This window comes from Haloarchaeobius marinus (assembly GCF_051207415.1).
In the GTDB taxonomy this organism is placed as follows: Archaea; Halobacteriota; Halobacteria; order Halobacteriales; family Natrialbaceae; genus Haloarchaeobius.
This window is the reverse complement of record NZ_JBPKGD010000002.1, coordinates 1,085,136-1,099,560: the sequence shown is the minus strand read 5'-3', so window position 1 is coordinate 1,099,560 and position 14,425 is coordinate 1,085,136. Positions and strand designations below refer to the sequence as shown.

Below are 14,425 nucleotides of genomic sequence, written 5' to 3'. Positions count from 1 at the left end.
ATTCATCTGTCTGCGATTCCAACGACCACTAGTGATTTACCATGAACGAGAACGACTGGAGCGTCCCGGAGACGGACGTGTTCGACCGCGTGCGAACCGCACTCGACGAGAGAACTGAGGCAGTACTGGCGACCGTCGTCGACGTCGACGGGAGCGCCTACCGCCGCCCCGGCGCGAAGATGCTCGTCGACCCGGCGGGCGTCGGGGCCGGGAGCATCACCGCCGGATGCGTGGAAGACGAGGTCCGCCAGCTCGCACTGGAGGTCCTGGACGACGGCGAACCGCGCGTCGAGACGTGGGACCTGACCGGCGACGACGACGTCTGGGGCATGGGCGTCGGCTGTAACGGCGTCGTCACGGTCCTGCTCGAACCCCTCGACGACTCGTACCGACCGGTCGTCGACGCCGTCGAACGCGGCGACGACGTCGGCGTCGTGACCGCCGTCGGTGGCGACGTGGCGACCGGGGCTCGAACCTGCTACGACCCCGGCGAGGGCTTCGCAGACGGCGACCTGCCGGACTGGGTGCTTGCGGACCTCGAGGACGTGACCGAGACGCTGGTCGCCGAGGGGAAGGCCGATACCGTCCGCGTCGAGGGCGAGGGCCGGACCGCCGAGGTGTTCGTCGACGGCGTGCAGGCTCCGCCGAACCTCGTCGTTTTCGGCTCCGGCCACGACGTCGCACCCGTCGTCGAACTCGCGAAACTCGTCGACTTCCACGTCACCGTCGTCTCCTACCGGGGCGCACGCTCGGCCCCGGAGGACTTCCCACGGGCCGACGAGGTCGTCTCGGGGTCGGCCCGCGACGCCGCCGACCTCGTGGACTTCGACGACGACACCTACGTCGTCGTCATGACCCACAACTTCCTCGACGACCGGATGACCCTCGACGGCCTGCTCTCGACGCCCGTCCCCTACGTCGGACTGATGGGGCCACGCGAGCGCTTCGAGCAGATGCTCGACGACTTCGCGGACGAGGGCGTGACTGTCGAGCAGTCGGACCTCGACCGCATCCACACGCCCGTGGGCCTGAACCTCGGCGGCGACAGCCCCTACCAGATCGCCTACAGCATCGTCGCGGAACTGCTCGCGGTGGCGAACGACCGGACGCCGCAGCACCTGAGCGAGCGTGAGGGGCCGATTCACGAGCGCCTCGAACTCTGAGGCGGTCGGTCCCGTCCGGAGGCGTCGAACCCGTAACCACTTACCCACCCCGTGCCTCACTCTCGACATGGACCGCGACACGTACGTCTCGCTGTCGTTCCTCGCGTTCGGGTTGCTCGTCGCGAGCTTCGTCGTCCTCGGCCTCGGTCGGGTCGCGTTCGGCTACCGGACGGCGCAGTTGCTGTCGGCACCCATCGGCCTGACCGCGTTCGGGCTGTTCCTCGTGTTGCTCGCCGACGGCGTGCGGACGACGGTTCGCCGTCGCATCGGCGAGTGACGCCGAACGGGGGAGCTTCCGGACGGGTGCGGTAACGCAACGGTTTTTCGCGGCCCGGTCGAAGCACGTCGCATGAACGTCAGAGCTGTGGCCGACCTCGGTCCGGACGAGCGACGCGCGCTGTTCGAGCGCGGCGCCGGCATCGACGCTGTCCGGGGCGACGTGGCCGACATCGTCGACCGCGTCCGAGAGGAGGGCGACGTGGCGGTCCGGGAGTTCAGCGCGGAGTTCGACGGCGTGCAGGTGGCGAACCTCGACGTGGCCGACGCGGCCGAACGGGCGTACGAGGCGGTGGACGAGTCGCTCAGGGAGACCATCGAGACGGCGGCGGCCAACGTCCGCGAGTTCCACGAGGCACAGGTCCCCGAGGACTGGCGCGACGACTTCGACGGGCGGGAACTGGGGCGGCGGTTCCGGCCCCTCCAGCGCGTCGGCGTGTACGCACCGGGCGGCACCGCCGCGTACCCCTCGTCGGCCATCATGGGGGTCGTCCCCGCGACGGTGGCGGGCGTCGAGGAGGTGGTCGTCTGCACGCCGCCAGCCGAGGAACTGAACCCCGTGACGCTCGCGGCCATCCACGCCGCCGGCGCGGACGAGGTGTACTCCGTCGGCGGGGCGCAGGCCGTCGCGGCGATGGCCTACGGCACGGAGTCGATTCCGGCGGTCCAGAAGGTCGTCGGGCCGGGCAACCGGTGGGTGACCGCCGCGAAGGCCGCCGTCCAGGGCGACGTGAGCATCGACTTCCTCGCCGGGCCGTCGGAGGTGCTGGTGCTGGCCGACGGGACGGCCGACCCCGCCTTCGTCGCCTCGGACCTGGTCGCACAGGCCGAACACGACGAACACGCCTCGGTCGTCTGCGTCACCGACGACGAGTCGCTGGCGACAGCGGTCGTCGAGGCGGTCGAGACACAGGTCAGCGAGCGCGAGCGCGAGGAGGTCGCTCGCGCCGCGCTGTCGAGCGACGCCTCGGGCGTGTTCGTCGCACGGTCGATGAGCGAGGCCATCCTGTTCGCCGAGGAGTACGCCGCCGAACACCTCTCCATCCAGGCCGAGGACGACGAGGCCATCCTCGACCGCGTCGACAGCGCCGGAAGCGTCTTCCTCGGCCCGTACACGCCCGTCGCGGCCGGCGACTACGCCTCGGGCACGAACCACGTCCTGCCGACGGGTGGCGGCGCGAAGCGTCACGGCGGACTCTCGGTCGACCACTTCCTCCGGTCGACGACCGTCCAGCGCATCGAGCGCGACGGTCTGGCCGACCTCTCGGAGACCATCACGACGCTGGCCGAGGCCGAAGGGCTCGAGGCACACGCCGAGAGCGTTCGCCTGCGCTTCGAGGACTAGACCGCCCCACCGTCGCTGTCGGCTAACTCGCGGTCGCCCGGCACCTGCGGCAACACAGTTAACTCGCCAGGACCGCTTACAGCTACGTATGAGCACGGGCACCGCCGACGGGGAGACGACCCCTCGAATCGAGGTCACCGAGGCCGCCGCCGAAGAGGCCCTCTCGCTGATCGACGGCGAGGGACTGGACACCGGCGAGGCTGGACTCCGTCTGTTCGTCCAGCAGGGCGGCTGTGCGGGTCTCTCGTACGGGATGCGCTTCGACGACGAACCGGAATCCGACGACACGGTCTACGAGCACCACGGTCTCCGCGTGTTCGTCGACCCCGCGAGCCTGAACTACGTCGAGGGGAGCGTCCTCGACTACGAGGGCGGCCTGCAGGGCGCTGGATTCCACGTCGAGAACCCGAACGTCGTAAGCGAGTGCGGGTGTGGCGAATCGTTCCGGACGTGAGAAGTCGATTCGCCACCGTCTCTCGACCAGTTCGTCACTCCTGCAGTTCGAACGCGACCTTGACCTCCGCCTGATACTGCCGGTCCTCGACCGACGCCAGTTCGACCCCGAGTTCCTCCACTTCGACCCATTTCACGTTGTCGATGGTGTCCTGGGCGCGGTCGATGGCGTCGTCGGCGGCGGCGTCGAAACTCTCGGTACTGGTGCCGATGAGGGTTATCTTCTTGAAGACCATCTACGTGTGATAACACACGCCATTCACTCATAAAGCTACGGCGTGCGGTCGCCGGATTCACGGTCGTCGAGTCGTGCCTGCAGTGCGCCGACGACGTCCGTGAGGTAGGCCTGCCCCCAGAGTGCGACGACGATGCCGCCGACGGCGTTGAACACGAGGTCGCGCATCGTGTCGTCGACGCCGAACTGTATCAGGACGGCCTCGCCACCGCCCGACATGTCGGCGACCACGCCGAGGCCGAACTCGAGCAGTTCCCAGACGACGCCGAAGGCCATGACGAACGCGAGGACGAACACGAACGTGAGTCGCGGTGGCACGTAGATGTCCTCCCGGTGCTCGTCGATGGCCCGGACCGTGGCGTAGCCCGCGGCGGCGACCAGCGACGACGAGAGCGCGTGGGTCATGTGGTCCCACCACCACGTGTACGAGTTCTTGTAGAACGTGCCGGCCACGCCCGGAATCCCGACGGTTCCGAGGGCGTGGAGGAACGCGGCCGAGGTGATCCACAGGGTCAGGCCGGCGTCCATCGGAATCCCGTAGTCCCGTTCGAGGAACGAGGGGAGCAGGGTGACGCCGATGCCGACGAGCGTGTTCACGACGATGCCCGGGTTCCGCCGGTCGATGCCGACGAACAGGAGCCCGACGAGCGCTATCTGCATCATCCGGGTGAGCGCGTGCTGCTGGTCCTCGTCGAGGCCGATAGCGTCCCTGAATCTCACCGCTCACCCACCTCGAGGTCGAACCGCTCCTCGACGGACTCGGGGATGTCGTCGACGACCTCGAGCGCACGTCGTGCCGTGTGGTCGCGCCGACGGAAGTACAACTCGAAGGTGACGCCCGCGAGGAGTCCAGCCACCGTCGAGTAGAGGAACTCGTACATCAGCGGGTCGAGTTCGCTGTAGAACGCCGTGCCGAGGTAGAGGTGAGCGAGCCACCGGACGACGGCCCAGACGCCCGCCGTCGCGAGCGTCAACACGACGACGGTCAGGACGGCGAATCCGGGGGTCATCCGGACGGACGTGAACACGTGGAGTTCGACGACGACGATGAGCGCCAGCGCGGCGACGGCCGTGTACGCCGCCGTGCTCGACACCGCCGTCGTCGAGAGGAAGGACTGTGCTGCCGGGACGGTCGCCAGGACGACCTCGTTCGTCAGTTGCCGGACGATGGCGGTCCGGCCGAGGATGGGAAGCGTCGCCAGGAGGACCACCTCCCACGGGAGCATCACGAGGCCGCGGCGGTGCGCGACGGGCGGGACGAGGAGCAACGCGGCGACGGCCAGTGCGAAGAGGGCCCAGAGCCAGTCGCCGATAGCAACCTCCTCGACCACAGCCAGGAGGACCACGGCGACGAGTATCCACGAGAGAATCGCGTTCAACCGGTGTTCCTCGAACAGCCGACCCAGGTCCTGCCCTGCCATACGACCGGATTGGAAAGCGGCCCGTAAAAGCCTATTCCGCGCTCACCCCGCGACGTACAGAATCCCGTACGCCAGGAGTGCGAACCCGACGGCGGCGAGGCCGGTGGTCACCGCAGAGAGCGCCCGGTCCGCGTCCCACTGCCGGGAGAGGCGGCGTACGGACGCGAGCAGGCGTGCCCGGCCGAGGTCCGGCGCGGCCAGCACCGTCCCGAGGGCGAGGATGGAGAAGACGAAGTGGTACGACACGTCGAGCGTCGGTGGCGGCATGAAGAAGACGGCACCACCGTAGGCGACGCCGGCGAGGCTTCTGCGGTAGACCCGGGGACTGAAGTCGCCCAGGTGGACGACGACGAGGACGGCGAGCGCGACCGTCGCCAGTTCGAGCGCGAACGCCCCGAGGAGGTGGAGCGTCGGGTCGGGAGCGAGTGCGACGCGCTCTGCGAACAGGGTCGCGTCGAGGGGCCAGAGCATCGCCGGCGGGTCGCCTGTGAACAGGTCGCCCCACGGATGCGAGGCGAGGCCGAAGAGCGCGAGCAGGAACGTCGTCCTGGCGTCGAAGTCGGTCAGCGCACGCACGGCGAGGGCGACGGTGACGCCGAAGGAGGCGAACGCGAGGACGACCACGAGACCGAGCAAGCCGTGCAGGTCGACCGCGACCCACACCATCGCCGCGAGGACGACACCGCCGGCTACGGCGGCCTCGCGGGCGTAGCGCCCCCTGACGGTGACGAGGGCGAACCCGAGGGCCGCGACGGGCGCGACGACGAGCGAGTGCGTCATCGCACGGTGGACGACGGTGCTGGCGGACCAGAACGCCGTCGTGACCGAGAACACGCCGTCGAACTCGGCACCGAGGAGTCCGGAGAGTGCGTAGGCCATGTCGGCGTCGGGGACGGCAGCGAACGCGGCGGCCACGATACCCGCGACGAGGGCACGCCTCGGCTCGGCCCCGGCGGCGCGGGCGAGCACCGCGAGCACCGCGAACGCCAGCAGCGAGTGGCCGACCATCATGAAGTTATCCTTCGTACGCTCCGGCGAAGCATAAGTCGTGTGCCGGCGCTCGTCAGTCGGTCACACGGGCCCGAGACGGCTGACGACGCTTCGCTCCCGTCCGCCGTGTCACGTCCCGTCGAGCGCGTCGTAGAGAGCCTCGACGGGGTGTGGCGGTCGCTCCCCACCAGGCCGGTCGGCGAGTTGCGTCCGACAGGAGGCGCCGGGTGCGACGGGCGTCCCGTCGGTGGCGTCGACTTGGTCGTAGAGGATTCGCCCGATGGCCCGCGACAGGTCGAGGTGTTCGGCCTCGTAGCCGAAGCTCCCGGCCATGCCACAGCAACCCGAATCCAGCGGTTCGACCTCGTAGCCCGCCCGCCTGAGCACGCCGACGGCGTGATGGTCGCGTCCGATCGCCTTCTGGTTGCAGTGGCCGTGGTAGACGATGCGTTCGTCGGGGGCGTCGAAGGCCACGTCTTCGAGGAGGCGGTTGCGGTCGAGGTACTCACAGATGCCGTGCGACGCCCCCATCACCGCGTCCCGTTCGGCACTCGCCGGGAGCAGGTCGCCGTACTCGTCCTGAAGCATGACGGCGTCGCTGGGTTCGACGAACGCGACGTCCCAGCCGTCCGCGACGAGCGGTGCGAGGTCTGACACCACCGCCTCTGCGCGCGCCCGGGCCTCGTCGAGGAACCCCAGCGAGTACGCCGGTCGGCCGGTCGGCCCGACGTCGCCGGGAACCGCGACGTGGACCCCCGCCGCCTCCAGCACCTCGACGGCGGCCCGTCCCACGTCCAGGTCGATGTAGTTCGTGTACGTGTCGGGGACGAGGACGACCCGGTGACTCGATTCGGGGGGGACAGTCGTCCCCCGGCGGTCGAACCAGTCGACGAGGCTCTCGCGCTCGAAGGTCGGTACCTGGCGGTCTGCGGCGACACCGAACAGTCGCTCGCCGACGACCCGTGCACCCGGGACCCGTGGCAGCCAGTTCGAGACCGGTGCCAGCGAACTGCCGAGTTCGGCCCAGCGGTCGACGTCCCGGAAGAGCCGTTCGCGGAGCGAACTGCCCTCGCGCTCGTGGTGCTGGTGTTTGAGTTCCGCCTTCAGTTTGGCGACGTCGACGCCGGTCGGACAGTCGCTCGAACACCCCTTGCAGCCGACACAGAGGTCGAGCACCTCGGACTGGAACCGTTCGGAGTGGAGTTCCGACTCGTCGAGTTCGCCGCTGATGGCCGCCCGGAGGAGGTTCGCACGGCCCCGGGTGCTCTGTATCTCCTCCTGGCTGGCGCGATAGGTCGGACACATCGTGTCGCCGTCCGTCTGTCGACAGGTGCCACACCCGTTGCAGAGTTCGACGAGGTGCGAGAAGCCGCCGTCGTCCTCGAAGTCGAGGGTGGTCTGGGGTTCGACCGAGGAGTAGGCCGGACCGTACCGCAGGTTCTCGCGCATGTCGCCCCCGACGCCCCGGTCCGTCGGGGGCCCGCGGTCCGCCGGCGAGTCGCGGTAGACCACGTTACCGGGGTGGAGCTGCCACGCCGGGTCGAACGCCGTCTTGACCTTCTTGAACGCGTCCCAGAGGACCGGGCCGTACATCTTCGGCGTGAACTCTGTACGCGCGAGGCCGTCGCCGTGCTCGCCCGAGAACGCCCCGTCGTACTCCAGGACGAGGTCGGTCACGTCGTCGGCGATGGCGTGCATCGTCTCGACGCCGTCCGCCGTCTTCAGGTTCAGGATGGGCCGGATGTGCAGGGTCCCGACGCCGGCGTGGGCGAAGTACGCCGCCGAGGTGTCGTGGCGGTCGAGGATGGCCTCGAACTCCTCGACGTAGGTCGCCAGTCGGTCCGGCGGGACCGTCGCGTCCTCGATGAAGGGATACGGCTTCGGGTCCCCGTCCATCGACATCAGGAGCGGGATAGCCGCCTTCCTGAGCTTCCAGATGTCGTCCTGCTCCTCGGGGTCGAACGCCTCGATTCGGGAGGTGGCCGCACCCTCCTGCTGGAGCGTCCGCGTGACCCCCGCCATCGCCTGCTCGAAGTCGTCGTGGCACTCGGAGTCGAACTCGACGAGCAGGAACGCGGCCGCGTCGGATGGGAAGGGGTCGGCGTACTCGCTGTACTCTGGTGCCTCGCTGGCCAGTTCGACGACCCGGTCGTCGACCAGTTCGACGGCGCTCGCGTCGTGGGCGAGGGCGTCGGGGACTGCCGCGAGGGCGTCCACGAGGTCCGGGTAGCCGTAGACCGCGAGCGCCCGGGACTCGGGTCGCGTCACGAGGTCGAGTTCGGCCTCGACCACGACGCCGAGGGTCCCCTCGGACCCGACGAGCAGTTTCGCGAGGTTCATCACGCGCTGGCCGTCCTCCTCGCGTATCACCTTGTGCAGGTTGTAGCCCGAGACGCACCGTTTGAGGTCGGGGTAGCGTGCCTCTATCTCGTTCGCGTTCGTCTCGACGAGTTCCCTGACCGTCCGGTGAACGTCGGCGACCCGGTCGTCCCGTTCGACCAGCTCGTTCCACTCGGGGGAGTCCAGGACCACGTCGCCGACCGTCGCCCGGGTCCCGTCGGCGAGGACAACGTCGACGGCGCGGACGTAGGCGTCGGTGATGCCGTAGCGGACCGAGTGGGCGCCCGTCGAGTTGTTGCCGATGCCACCGCCGATCGTCGCCCGTGCCGAGGACGCCGGGTCCGGCGCGAACTGCAGCCCGTGGGGTTCGAGAACGGCGTCGAGGTGGTCCTGGACGACGCCCGGTTGGACGCGGGCGGTCCGGTCGTCCGGGGAGACGTCCAGGACCGAGTCCATGTGGACCGAGCAGTCGAGGACGAGACAGCCCCGGCCGACGGCCTGACCGGCGAGGGAGGTGCCGGCACCGCGCGGGAGCACCGGCACCTCGTGGTCGGCCGCGACCCTGACCGCCGCATGCACGTCGGCAGCGTCACGCGGTTCGACGACGCCCGCCGGACGCGCCTGGTAGATGCTCCCGTCCGTGGCGTAGAGCACCTGCGCGTACTCGTCGAACCGCACGTCGCCGCTGAGGACGTCCCGGAGGTCGGCCGCCAGCGAGGCGTAGGCCTCGTCCTCAGGGTGTTCGTACCCGAGTGAGTCGTGACTCGGGCGGGGGTGGTCGTCTGTCGCCATCGTGCTAGGTGACGGCGTAACACGGTAAAGGCCTTCGCCAGCGTCGACCGAGATAGATTTTTCCCACGGCGTGCTGATGGGCCGTACATGAGCGACGCACCAGAGGTTGGCGAACTCACGCCGCCGAATCGCACGCTGATGGGACCGGGACCGAGCGACGTCCACCCGCGGGTCCTCCGGGCGATGAGCACGCCGCTCGTCGGCCACCTCGACCCCTCGTTCGTCGAGATGATGGACGAGGTGCAGGAACTCCTCCGGTACACGTTCCGGACGGACAACGAGTGGACGATTCCCGTCTCGGGGACCGGGAGCGCCGCGATGGAGGCCGCCATCGGCAACGTCGTCGAACCGGGCGACACCATGCTCGTCCCCACGAACGGGTACTTCGGTGGGCGGATGGGGTCGATGGCCGAACGCGCCGGCGGCGAGGTCGTACACGTCGACGCGCCGTGGGGCGAACCCCTCGACCCGGCCGACGTGGCCGACGCGTTCGAGACCCACCAGCCCGACGTGTTCGGGTTCGTCCACGCCGAGACGAGCACCGGCGTCAGACAGCCGAACGTTCCCGAACTGACCGGCATCGCCCACGAACACGACGCGCTCGTGGTCGCAGACACGGTCACCAGCATCGGCGGCGTCGAACTCCGCGTCGACGAGTGGGACGTCGACGTGGCCTACGCCGGCCCGCAGAAGTGTCTCTCCTGCCCGCCGGGTGCGTCGCCACTGACGCTCTCGGACGAAGCGATGGACAAGGTGCTCGCCCGCGAGGAACCCGCCCGCTCGTGGTACCTCGACCTCTCGCTGCTGGAGGGCTACTGGGGCGACGAGCGCGCCTACCACCACACCGCGCCGATCACGAACGTCTACGCCCTGCGCGAGGCGCTCCGACTCGTCGCCGAGGAGGGCATCGAGGAGCGCTGGGAGCGCCACCGCCGACTGGCCGGCGCATTGAAGGCCGGCGTCGAGGCGATGGGCATGGAGATGAACGCACCCGACGAGTACTGGCTGCCGAGCCTCAACGCGGTCCGCGTCCCGGACGGCGTGACCGACGGCCAGGTCATCTCACGCCTCCTCGACGAGTACGACCTCGAGATCGCCGGCGGACTCGGCGACCTCTCCGGGGAGATATTCAGGATCGGCTGCATGGGCTACTCGGCACGGCCGAAGAACGTGACGTACCTGGTCAACGCGCTCGGGTCTGTGCTCGACGACGAAGGCGCGGCGGTCGACGCACAGGCCGGTCCGGCGGCGACGGCCGAGCGTCTCTGACTACGCGACGGGCGGCGCCCGTTCGACCTCGTACTCCTCTTCCTCCCCGACGCCGATGACGGCCCACTCGTACTCGGGGTTCGTCTCGCGTATCTTGCGCCGCATCGAACCGGCGTGGTCGAGACTCGTGACGAAGCAGCGATACGAACCGGCGGTCGACGAGTCCGGGAGGTCACACTCCTCCTCTGTCGCTGTTACGTGAACGACCTTCCAGTCTCGCTCGGCCTTGAATTCAGTCCCGTCTCTGGTGACAGTGTACCCCAGACGGCTGAAAATCGATTCTGCCTCCTTCCGCAGGTGCCGGTTCGTGCTACCAGGGCACATTCGGTAGCATGTAACACGGCCATCGTAATAAGCCTTCACCCGGTCGAAATCTAGACCGTCGAGGGTTCTTCGCTCTGATTCTGGACGTTCGGCCTCGACGGTTCGGCGACGTCCGGCGTTCGTTCACCGACAGTGCCGTCGCCGGCCGCGAACCGACCGACTGTCCGTTCGTGGCGGTCTCACTCGTGGGCGGCGTCCCACTCCGTCGCCTTCCGGTAGTTGTCGCAGACGTTGCACTGGATGCGGCCCATGGCGTCCATCGCGTTGTCGACCGTCTCGCAGTTCGAACAGAACCAGCCGTACCTGCGCCCCCGGTCGGGGGTCCGGTAGACGACGAAGAAAGGTCCGTTCGCCCCGCGTGCGCCCTCTCTCCGGTCGACGTACACCGTCTCGCCCTCCGCGGTGCGAATCTGCTCCAATGCGTGCTCGCTCATGCCCGCCGCTTGGGTACCCCGCCGCTTAGGTCTGTTCGTCCCGCACCGGCCTGGGTCTGCGGAACGCTGATACGGTCACCGGACGCGTCGGGAACGGTAAGATTCATCGCCGGCCGCCCGAACCCCACTTCCATGCCGCTTCGCATCCTCCACTACGCGGACGTAGAGCGTGCGACGGATGACCCGGAGCGCATCGGTCGCCTCGTCGGACTCGTCCGTGAGCGCCGCGACGCCGAGACGCTGGTCGTCGGCGCGGGCGACAACCTCGCGCCGGGCGTGCTCTCGCTCGTGACTAAGGGCCGGCAGGCCCTCGACCTCTTTCGTGCCGTCGAGTCGGACGCCGAGACCTTCGGGAACCACGACTTCGACCACGGACCGGCGGCGACCCGGGACGTGGTCGCGGACTCGCCGATGCCCTGGGTCTGTGCGAACGTCTACGACGACGACCACCTGTTCGCCGCCGACGAGGGCGTCGTCCCGTGGACCGTCGTCGAGGCCGACGACCACCGCGTCGGCGTCACGGGCGTCGCCTGCCCCGAGACGCCCGCGATGAACCCCTCGGCAGCCGTGCTGGACTTCACCGACCCCGTCGCCGCCGTCTCCGACGCAGCGACGGCACTCCGCGAGCGCGACGTCGACCACGTCGTCGTCCTCTCACACATCGGCGACGACCGCGAACTCGCGGAATCGACCGACGTCGACGTGATACTCGGCGGGCACGCCCACGAGGAGTACGTCGACCACGTCGAGGGGACCCTCCTCGTCCGACCCGGGGCCGTCGCGTCGGGACTCTCCGAGGTCGTCTTCGAGGACCGTCCAGGGGCCTACCGCCTCCCCGTCGGCGACGGCCCGGTCGCCGAGGACGTGGTCGAGGCACTCCGTTCGCGCCAGGACGAGGCCGGACTCACCGACGTCGTGGCCCACGTCGAGGACCCGGTGACCGTCACGCGACGGGACACGAAGCAGGGAGAGAGCAGGGTCGGCAACCTCGTCACCGACGCGTACCGGTGGGTCGCCGACGCCGACGTCGGCCTCCACTCGACCGGCGGAATCAGGACGTGTGACTCCCTCTCGGGCGACGTGACGGCGGCTGACCTCGTCGGGCTCTGCCCCTTCGAGAACGATCTCGTCGGCGTGTCGCTGACCGGCCGCGAACTCCGCGAGACCGTCCGGCAGGCCGCGCTGGTCCAGTACGGGGACGAGGTTCCGACGCACTACTTCGGTCACCTCAGCGGACTCTCGGTCGTCTGGGACGACGAGGTCGCCGAGGCACGAGAGATACTCGTCGACGGTGACCCGCTCTCCCACGACAGAACGTACAGTCTCGCCACCAGCGAGTACTACGTCAGGTCGACGCACCTGTTCGACGCCTTCGGACCCGGAGACGTCGTCGACCGGTTCGGCCCCCAGTACGACGCAATCGTGGCGTACGCCCGCGAGTTCGGGGTCGACCCGAGCATCGAGGGACGCATCCGCCGCCCGTCGCTGGGGGACGGGTCGGACTGAGGCGACAGCCACGCGAGTCGACACGTTCATTGGCGGACGCCCGCTAGAGGAGGGGTATGTCTCCCCGTCTACTCCACTACTCCGACGTCGAGAACGCCTACGACGACCCCGACCGAATCGGTCGTCTCTCCGGTACGCTGGGTGCCCTGAACGGCGACGACGCGCTGGTCGTCGGTTCGGGGGACGACACCTCCCCCGGCGTCCTCTCGCTCGTGACCGAGGGCCGACAGGCGCTCGACTTCTTCCACGCCGTCGGCACCGACGTCGAGACGTTCGGCAACCACGACTTCGACTACGGCGCCGATGCGACGCGCGACATCGTCGCCGACTCGCCACAAACGTGGGTCTCGGCCAACGTCCGCGACGGCGACGGCCGGTTCGCCCCCGACGAGACCGAACCGTGGACCGTCCGCGACGTCGACGGCACCAGCGTCGGTCTCTTCGGCGTCACCGACCCACGAACGCCCTCCATCAACCCGAACGCCACGGCCCTCCACTTCACCGACCCGGTCGCGGCAGCCGAGGACGCCGTCGCCGCCCTCCGCGACGCCGGCGCCGAGTACGTCGTCGCAGTCTCCCACCTCGGAAGCGACGACGAGGAACTGGCCGTCGCCGTCGACGTGGACTGCATCCTCGGCGGCCACGTCCACAGCGTCGTCGAGGAGTGGATCGACGAGACGCTCCTGCTCCGCCCCGGCGTCAACGGGGCGGCCATCTACGAGGTGGACCTCGCACCCGACGGTCCGACCGTCACCAGGCACGACCCCGCCGACGGCCCGCTGGACGAGGGCCTCGCCGAGACGCTCCGTGACCGCATGGCCACCGCAAACCTCGACGAGGTCGTCGCACACGTCGAGGAACCCATCGTCCGGACGAACGCCGCCGCGTTCCGCGGCGAGAGCAGGGTCGGCAACTTCGTCGCCGACGCCTACCGCTGGGCGACCGGTGCGGACGTCGGACTCCAGAACTCGGGTGGCATCCGCGAGGGCGCCCCCCTCTCCGGCGAGGTGACCGTCGCGGACCTCGTCAGCGTCGTGCCGTTCCAGGAACCGGTCGCCGTCGCCGCCGTCACCGGCGAGGAGCTGCTCGACGTGCTCCGGCAGGCCAGCGGCGCGACCGTCGCCTTCGGCGAACCGGACTGGTGGCACGCCCACCTCAGCGGTGCCACCGTGACGTGGGACCGCGACAGCCACGAACTCGTCGACGCACGGGTCGACGGCGACCCCATCGACCCCGGGGCGACCTACACCGTGGCGACGACCGACTACCTGTTCCACACCGACCACGAGTTCCCGACGCTCGACGAGCGTCACCGGCGGGACACACACGAGATACAGTACGAGGTGCTGGCCGCCTACGCCCGCGAGTACGGGGTCGATCCGACCATCGAGGGACGGATAACCTGGCGGCACGATTGAGAAGATTTACCCACATACGCCGAATTGCAACGGACGATGACTCGCGTGGTGGTCCCGGTCCGATATCCCCTGACGAAACACTCCCGGCGCACGCTCGAAGCCGCCATCGACATCGCCGCAGAGCGCGAGGCCGCCCTGACTGTCCTCCACGTCGACCTCTACCAGAACAGCAAGCGCATCGACAGGGCCGACCTCAAGCGTGCGACCGAGCGCACCTTCGGTCACGTCCCGAACGCCCGGTACGTCGTGCGGCGCGGGTTCCTCGTCGAGGAGTCGATCCTGGACGAGGTGGCCGCCGAGGACGCCGACGTCGTCGTCATCGGCAACAAGCAGGCCGGGCGCTGGCGACGCATGCTCCGCAAGATAGTCGACGAACCGGACATCGACGGCTACCTTCGGCGTCACCTCGACTGCGAGGTCGTCACGGTCGAGGCGGAGTAGCCGACGCCGTTCGCGTCT

General features: G+C 69.1%; 15 protein-coding genes. 8 read left to right on the top strand and 7 right to left on the bottom strand.

What is annotated here, in order from left to right; all coding sequences use genetic code 11:
• Positions 1–41: 41 nt before the first annotated feature.
• The 4 genes from ACSC1W_RS11630 (at position 42) to ACSC1W_RS11615 (ending at position 3,238) form a co-directional block, all read left to right on the top strand.
• Positions 42–1,163 (top strand): XdhC family protein, encoded by a 1,122-nt coding sequence (locus ACSC1W_RS11630; RefSeq protein ID WP_435347616.1) that lies wholly within the window; start codon positions 42–44, stop codon positions 1,161–1,163.
• A 67-nt stretch (positions 1,164–1,230) separates the two neighbouring features.
• On the top strand, positions 1,231–1,440 hold the full coding sequence (locus ACSC1W_RS11625) for a hypothetical protein (RefSeq protein ID WP_435347615.1): 210 nt from the start codon (positions 1,231–1,233) through the stop codon (positions 1,438–1,440).
• Between the two features lie 72 nt (positions 1,441–1,512).
• The gene (gene hisD / locus ACSC1W_RS11620) at positions 1,513–2,784 is read left to right on the top strand and encodes a histidinol dehydrogenase (protein WP_435347614.1); all 1,272 of its coding nucleotides are present in this window, start codon (positions 1,513–1,515) and stop codon (positions 2,782–2,784) included.
• An 88-nt stretch (positions 2,785–2,872) separates the two neighbouring features.
• Positions 2,873–3,238: a HesB/IscA family protein gene (locus ACSC1W_RS11615; protein ID WP_435347613.1), complete on the top strand. Its 366-nt coding sequence runs from the start codon at positions 2,873–2,875 to the stop codon at positions 3,236–3,238.
• A gap of 34 nt (positions 3,239–3,272) precedes the next feature.
• Here ACSC1W_RS11615 and ACSC1W_RS11610 read toward each other — a convergent pair whose 3' ends face one another.
• The 5 genes from ACSC1W_RS11610 to ACSC1W_RS11590 form a co-directional block, all read right to left on the bottom strand.
• Complete coding sequence (locus ACSC1W_RS11610) at positions 3,273–3,473, bottom strand: dodecin (RefSeq protein WP_435347612.1); 201 nt, start codon at positions 3,471–3,473, stop codon at positions 3,273–3,275.
• Between the two features lie 35 nt (positions 3,474–3,508).
• Positions 3,509–4,192, bottom strand: coding sequence for a DUF2238 domain-containing protein (locus ACSC1W_RS11605; protein WP_435347611.1), 684 nt, complete (start codon positions 4,190–4,192; stop codon positions 3,509–3,511).
• Positions 4,189–4,893 (bottom strand): hypothetical protein, encoded by a 705-nt coding sequence (locus ACSC1W_RS11600; protein WP_435347610.1) that lies wholly within the window; start codon positions 4,891–4,893, stop codon positions 4,189–4,191. Before ACSC1W_RS11600 ends, ACSC1W_RS11605 begins: the two co-directional genes overlap by 4 nt.
• Before the next feature lie 42 nt (positions 4,894–4,935).
• Complete coding sequence (locus ACSC1W_RS11595; RefSeq protein WP_435347609.1) at positions 4,936–5,904, bottom strand: metal-dependent hydrolase; 969 nt, start codon at positions 5,902–5,904, stop codon at positions 4,936–4,938.
• A gap of 108 nt (positions 5,905–6,012) precedes the next feature.
• Complete coding sequence (locus ACSC1W_RS11590) at positions 6,013–9,015, bottom strand: FAD-binding and (Fe-S)-binding domain-containing protein (protein WP_435347608.1); 3,003 nt, start codon at positions 9,013–9,015, stop codon at positions 6,013–6,015.
• An 87-nt stretch (positions 9,016–9,102) separates the two neighbouring features.
• Here ACSC1W_RS11590 and ACSC1W_RS11585 point away from each other — a divergent pair, with 87 nt between their 5' ends.
• Positions 9,103–10,284: a pyridoxal-phosphate-dependent aminotransferase family protein gene (locus tag ACSC1W_RS11585; RefSeq protein WP_435347607.1), complete on the top strand. Its 1,182-nt coding sequence runs from the start codon at positions 9,103–9,105 to the stop codon at positions 10,282–10,284.
• Here ACSC1W_RS11585 and ACSC1W_RS11580 read toward each other — a convergent pair whose 3' ends face one another.
• Positions 10,285–10,608 carry a DUF7116 family protein gene (locus tag ACSC1W_RS11580; protein ID WP_435347606.1) on the bottom strand — a complete coding sequence of 108 codons (324 nt, stop codon included), beginning with the start codon at positions 10,606–10,608 and terminating at the stop codon, positions 10,285–10,287.
• A 179-nt stretch (positions 10,609–10,787) separates the two neighbouring features.
• Complete coding sequence (locus tag ACSC1W_RS11575; RefSeq protein WP_435347605.1) at positions 10,788–11,042, bottom strand: DUF5816 domain-containing protein; 255 nt, start codon at positions 11,040–11,042, stop codon at positions 10,788–10,790.
• 132 nt (positions 11,043–11,174) lie between these two features.
• Between ACSC1W_RS11575 and ACSC1W_RS11570 the strand changes: the two genes are divergently transcribed.
• From ACSC1W_RS11570 to ACSC1W_RS11560, 3 genes are read left to right on the top strand one after another with little or no spacing between them, the layout of a single operon-like run.
• Positions 11,175–12,548 carry a bifunctional metallophosphatase/5'-nucleotidase gene (locus ACSC1W_RS11570; protein WP_435347604.1) on the top strand — a complete coding sequence of 458 codons (1,374 nt, stop codon included), beginning with the start codon at positions 11,175–11,177 and terminating at the stop codon, positions 12,546–12,548.
• Positions 12,549–12,604: 56 nt separating this feature from the next.
• Positions 12,605–13,966: a bifunctional metallophosphatase/5'-nucleotidase gene (locus ACSC1W_RS11565; protein WP_435347603.1), complete on the top strand. Its 1,362-nt coding sequence runs from the start codon at positions 12,605–12,607 to the stop codon at positions 13,964–13,966.
• A gap of 36 nt (positions 13,967–14,002) precedes the next feature.
• Positions 14,003–14,407, top strand: coding sequence for a universal stress protein (locus ACSC1W_RS11560; RefSeq protein WP_435347602.1), 405 nt, complete (start codon positions 14,003–14,005; stop codon positions 14,405–14,407).
• Positions 14,408–14,425 lie beyond the last annotated feature (18 nt).

What these genes read in the sequence shown, in the direction of transcription:
- ACSC1W_RS11630 (WP_435347616.1), top strand. Translation starts at nt 42, where the DNA reads ATGAACGAGAACGACTGGAGCGTCCCGGAGACGGACGTGTTCGACCGC.
- ACSC1W_RS11625 (WP_435347615.1), top strand. Translation starts at nt 1,231, where the DNA reads ATGGACCGCGACACGTACGTCTCGCTGTCGTTCCTCGCGTTCGGGTTG.
- hisD (WP_435347614.1), top strand. Translation starts at nt 1,513, where the DNA reads ATGAACGTCAGAGCTGTGGCCGACCTCGGTCCGGACGAGCGACGCGCG.
- ACSC1W_RS11615 (WP_435347613.1), top strand. Translation starts at nt 2,873, where the DNA reads ATGAGCACGGGCACCGCCGACGGGGAGACGACCCCTCGAATCGAGGTC.
- ACSC1W_RS11610 (WP_435347612.1), bottom strand. Translation starts at nt 3,473, where the DNA reads ATGGTCTTCAAGAAGATAACCCTCATCGGCACCAGTACCGAGAGTTTC.
- ACSC1W_RS11600 (WP_435347610.1), bottom strand. Translation starts at nt 4,893, where the DNA reads ATGGCAGGGCAGGACCTGGGTCGGCTGTTCGAGGAACACCGGTTGAAC.
- ACSC1W_RS11595 (WP_435347609.1), bottom strand. Translation starts at nt 5,904, where the DNA reads ATGATGGTCGGCCACTCGCTGCTGGCGTTCGCGGTGCTCGCGGTGCTC.
- ACSC1W_RS11590 (WP_435347608.1), bottom strand. Translation starts at nt 9,015, where the DNA reads ATGGCGACAGACGACCACCCCCGCCCGAGTCACGACTCACTCGGGTAC.
- ACSC1W_RS11585 (WP_435347607.1), top strand. Translation starts at nt 9,103, where the DNA reads ATGAGCGACGCACCAGAGGTTGGCGAACTCACGCCGCCGAATCGCACG.
- ACSC1W_RS11580 (WP_435347606.1), bottom strand. Translation starts at nt 10,608, where the DNA reads ATGTGCCCTGGTAGCACGAACCGGCACCTGCGGAAGGAGGCAGAATCG.
- ACSC1W_RS11575 (WP_435347605.1), bottom strand. Translation starts at nt 11,042, where the DNA reads ATGAGCGAGCACGCATTGGAGCAGATTCGCACCGCGGAGGGCGAGACG.
- ACSC1W_RS11570 (WP_435347604.1), top strand. Translation starts at nt 11,175, where the DNA reads ATGCCGCTTCGCATCCTCCACTACGCGGACGTAGAGCGTGCGACGGAT.
- ACSC1W_RS11565 (WP_435347603.1), top strand. Translation starts at nt 12,605, where the DNA reads ATGTCTCCCCGTCTACTCCACTACTCCGACGTCGAGAACGCCTACGAC.
- ACSC1W_RS11560 (WP_435347602.1), top strand. Translation starts at nt 14,003, where the DNA reads ATGACTCGCGTGGTGGTCCCGGTCCGATATCCCCTGACGAAACACTCC.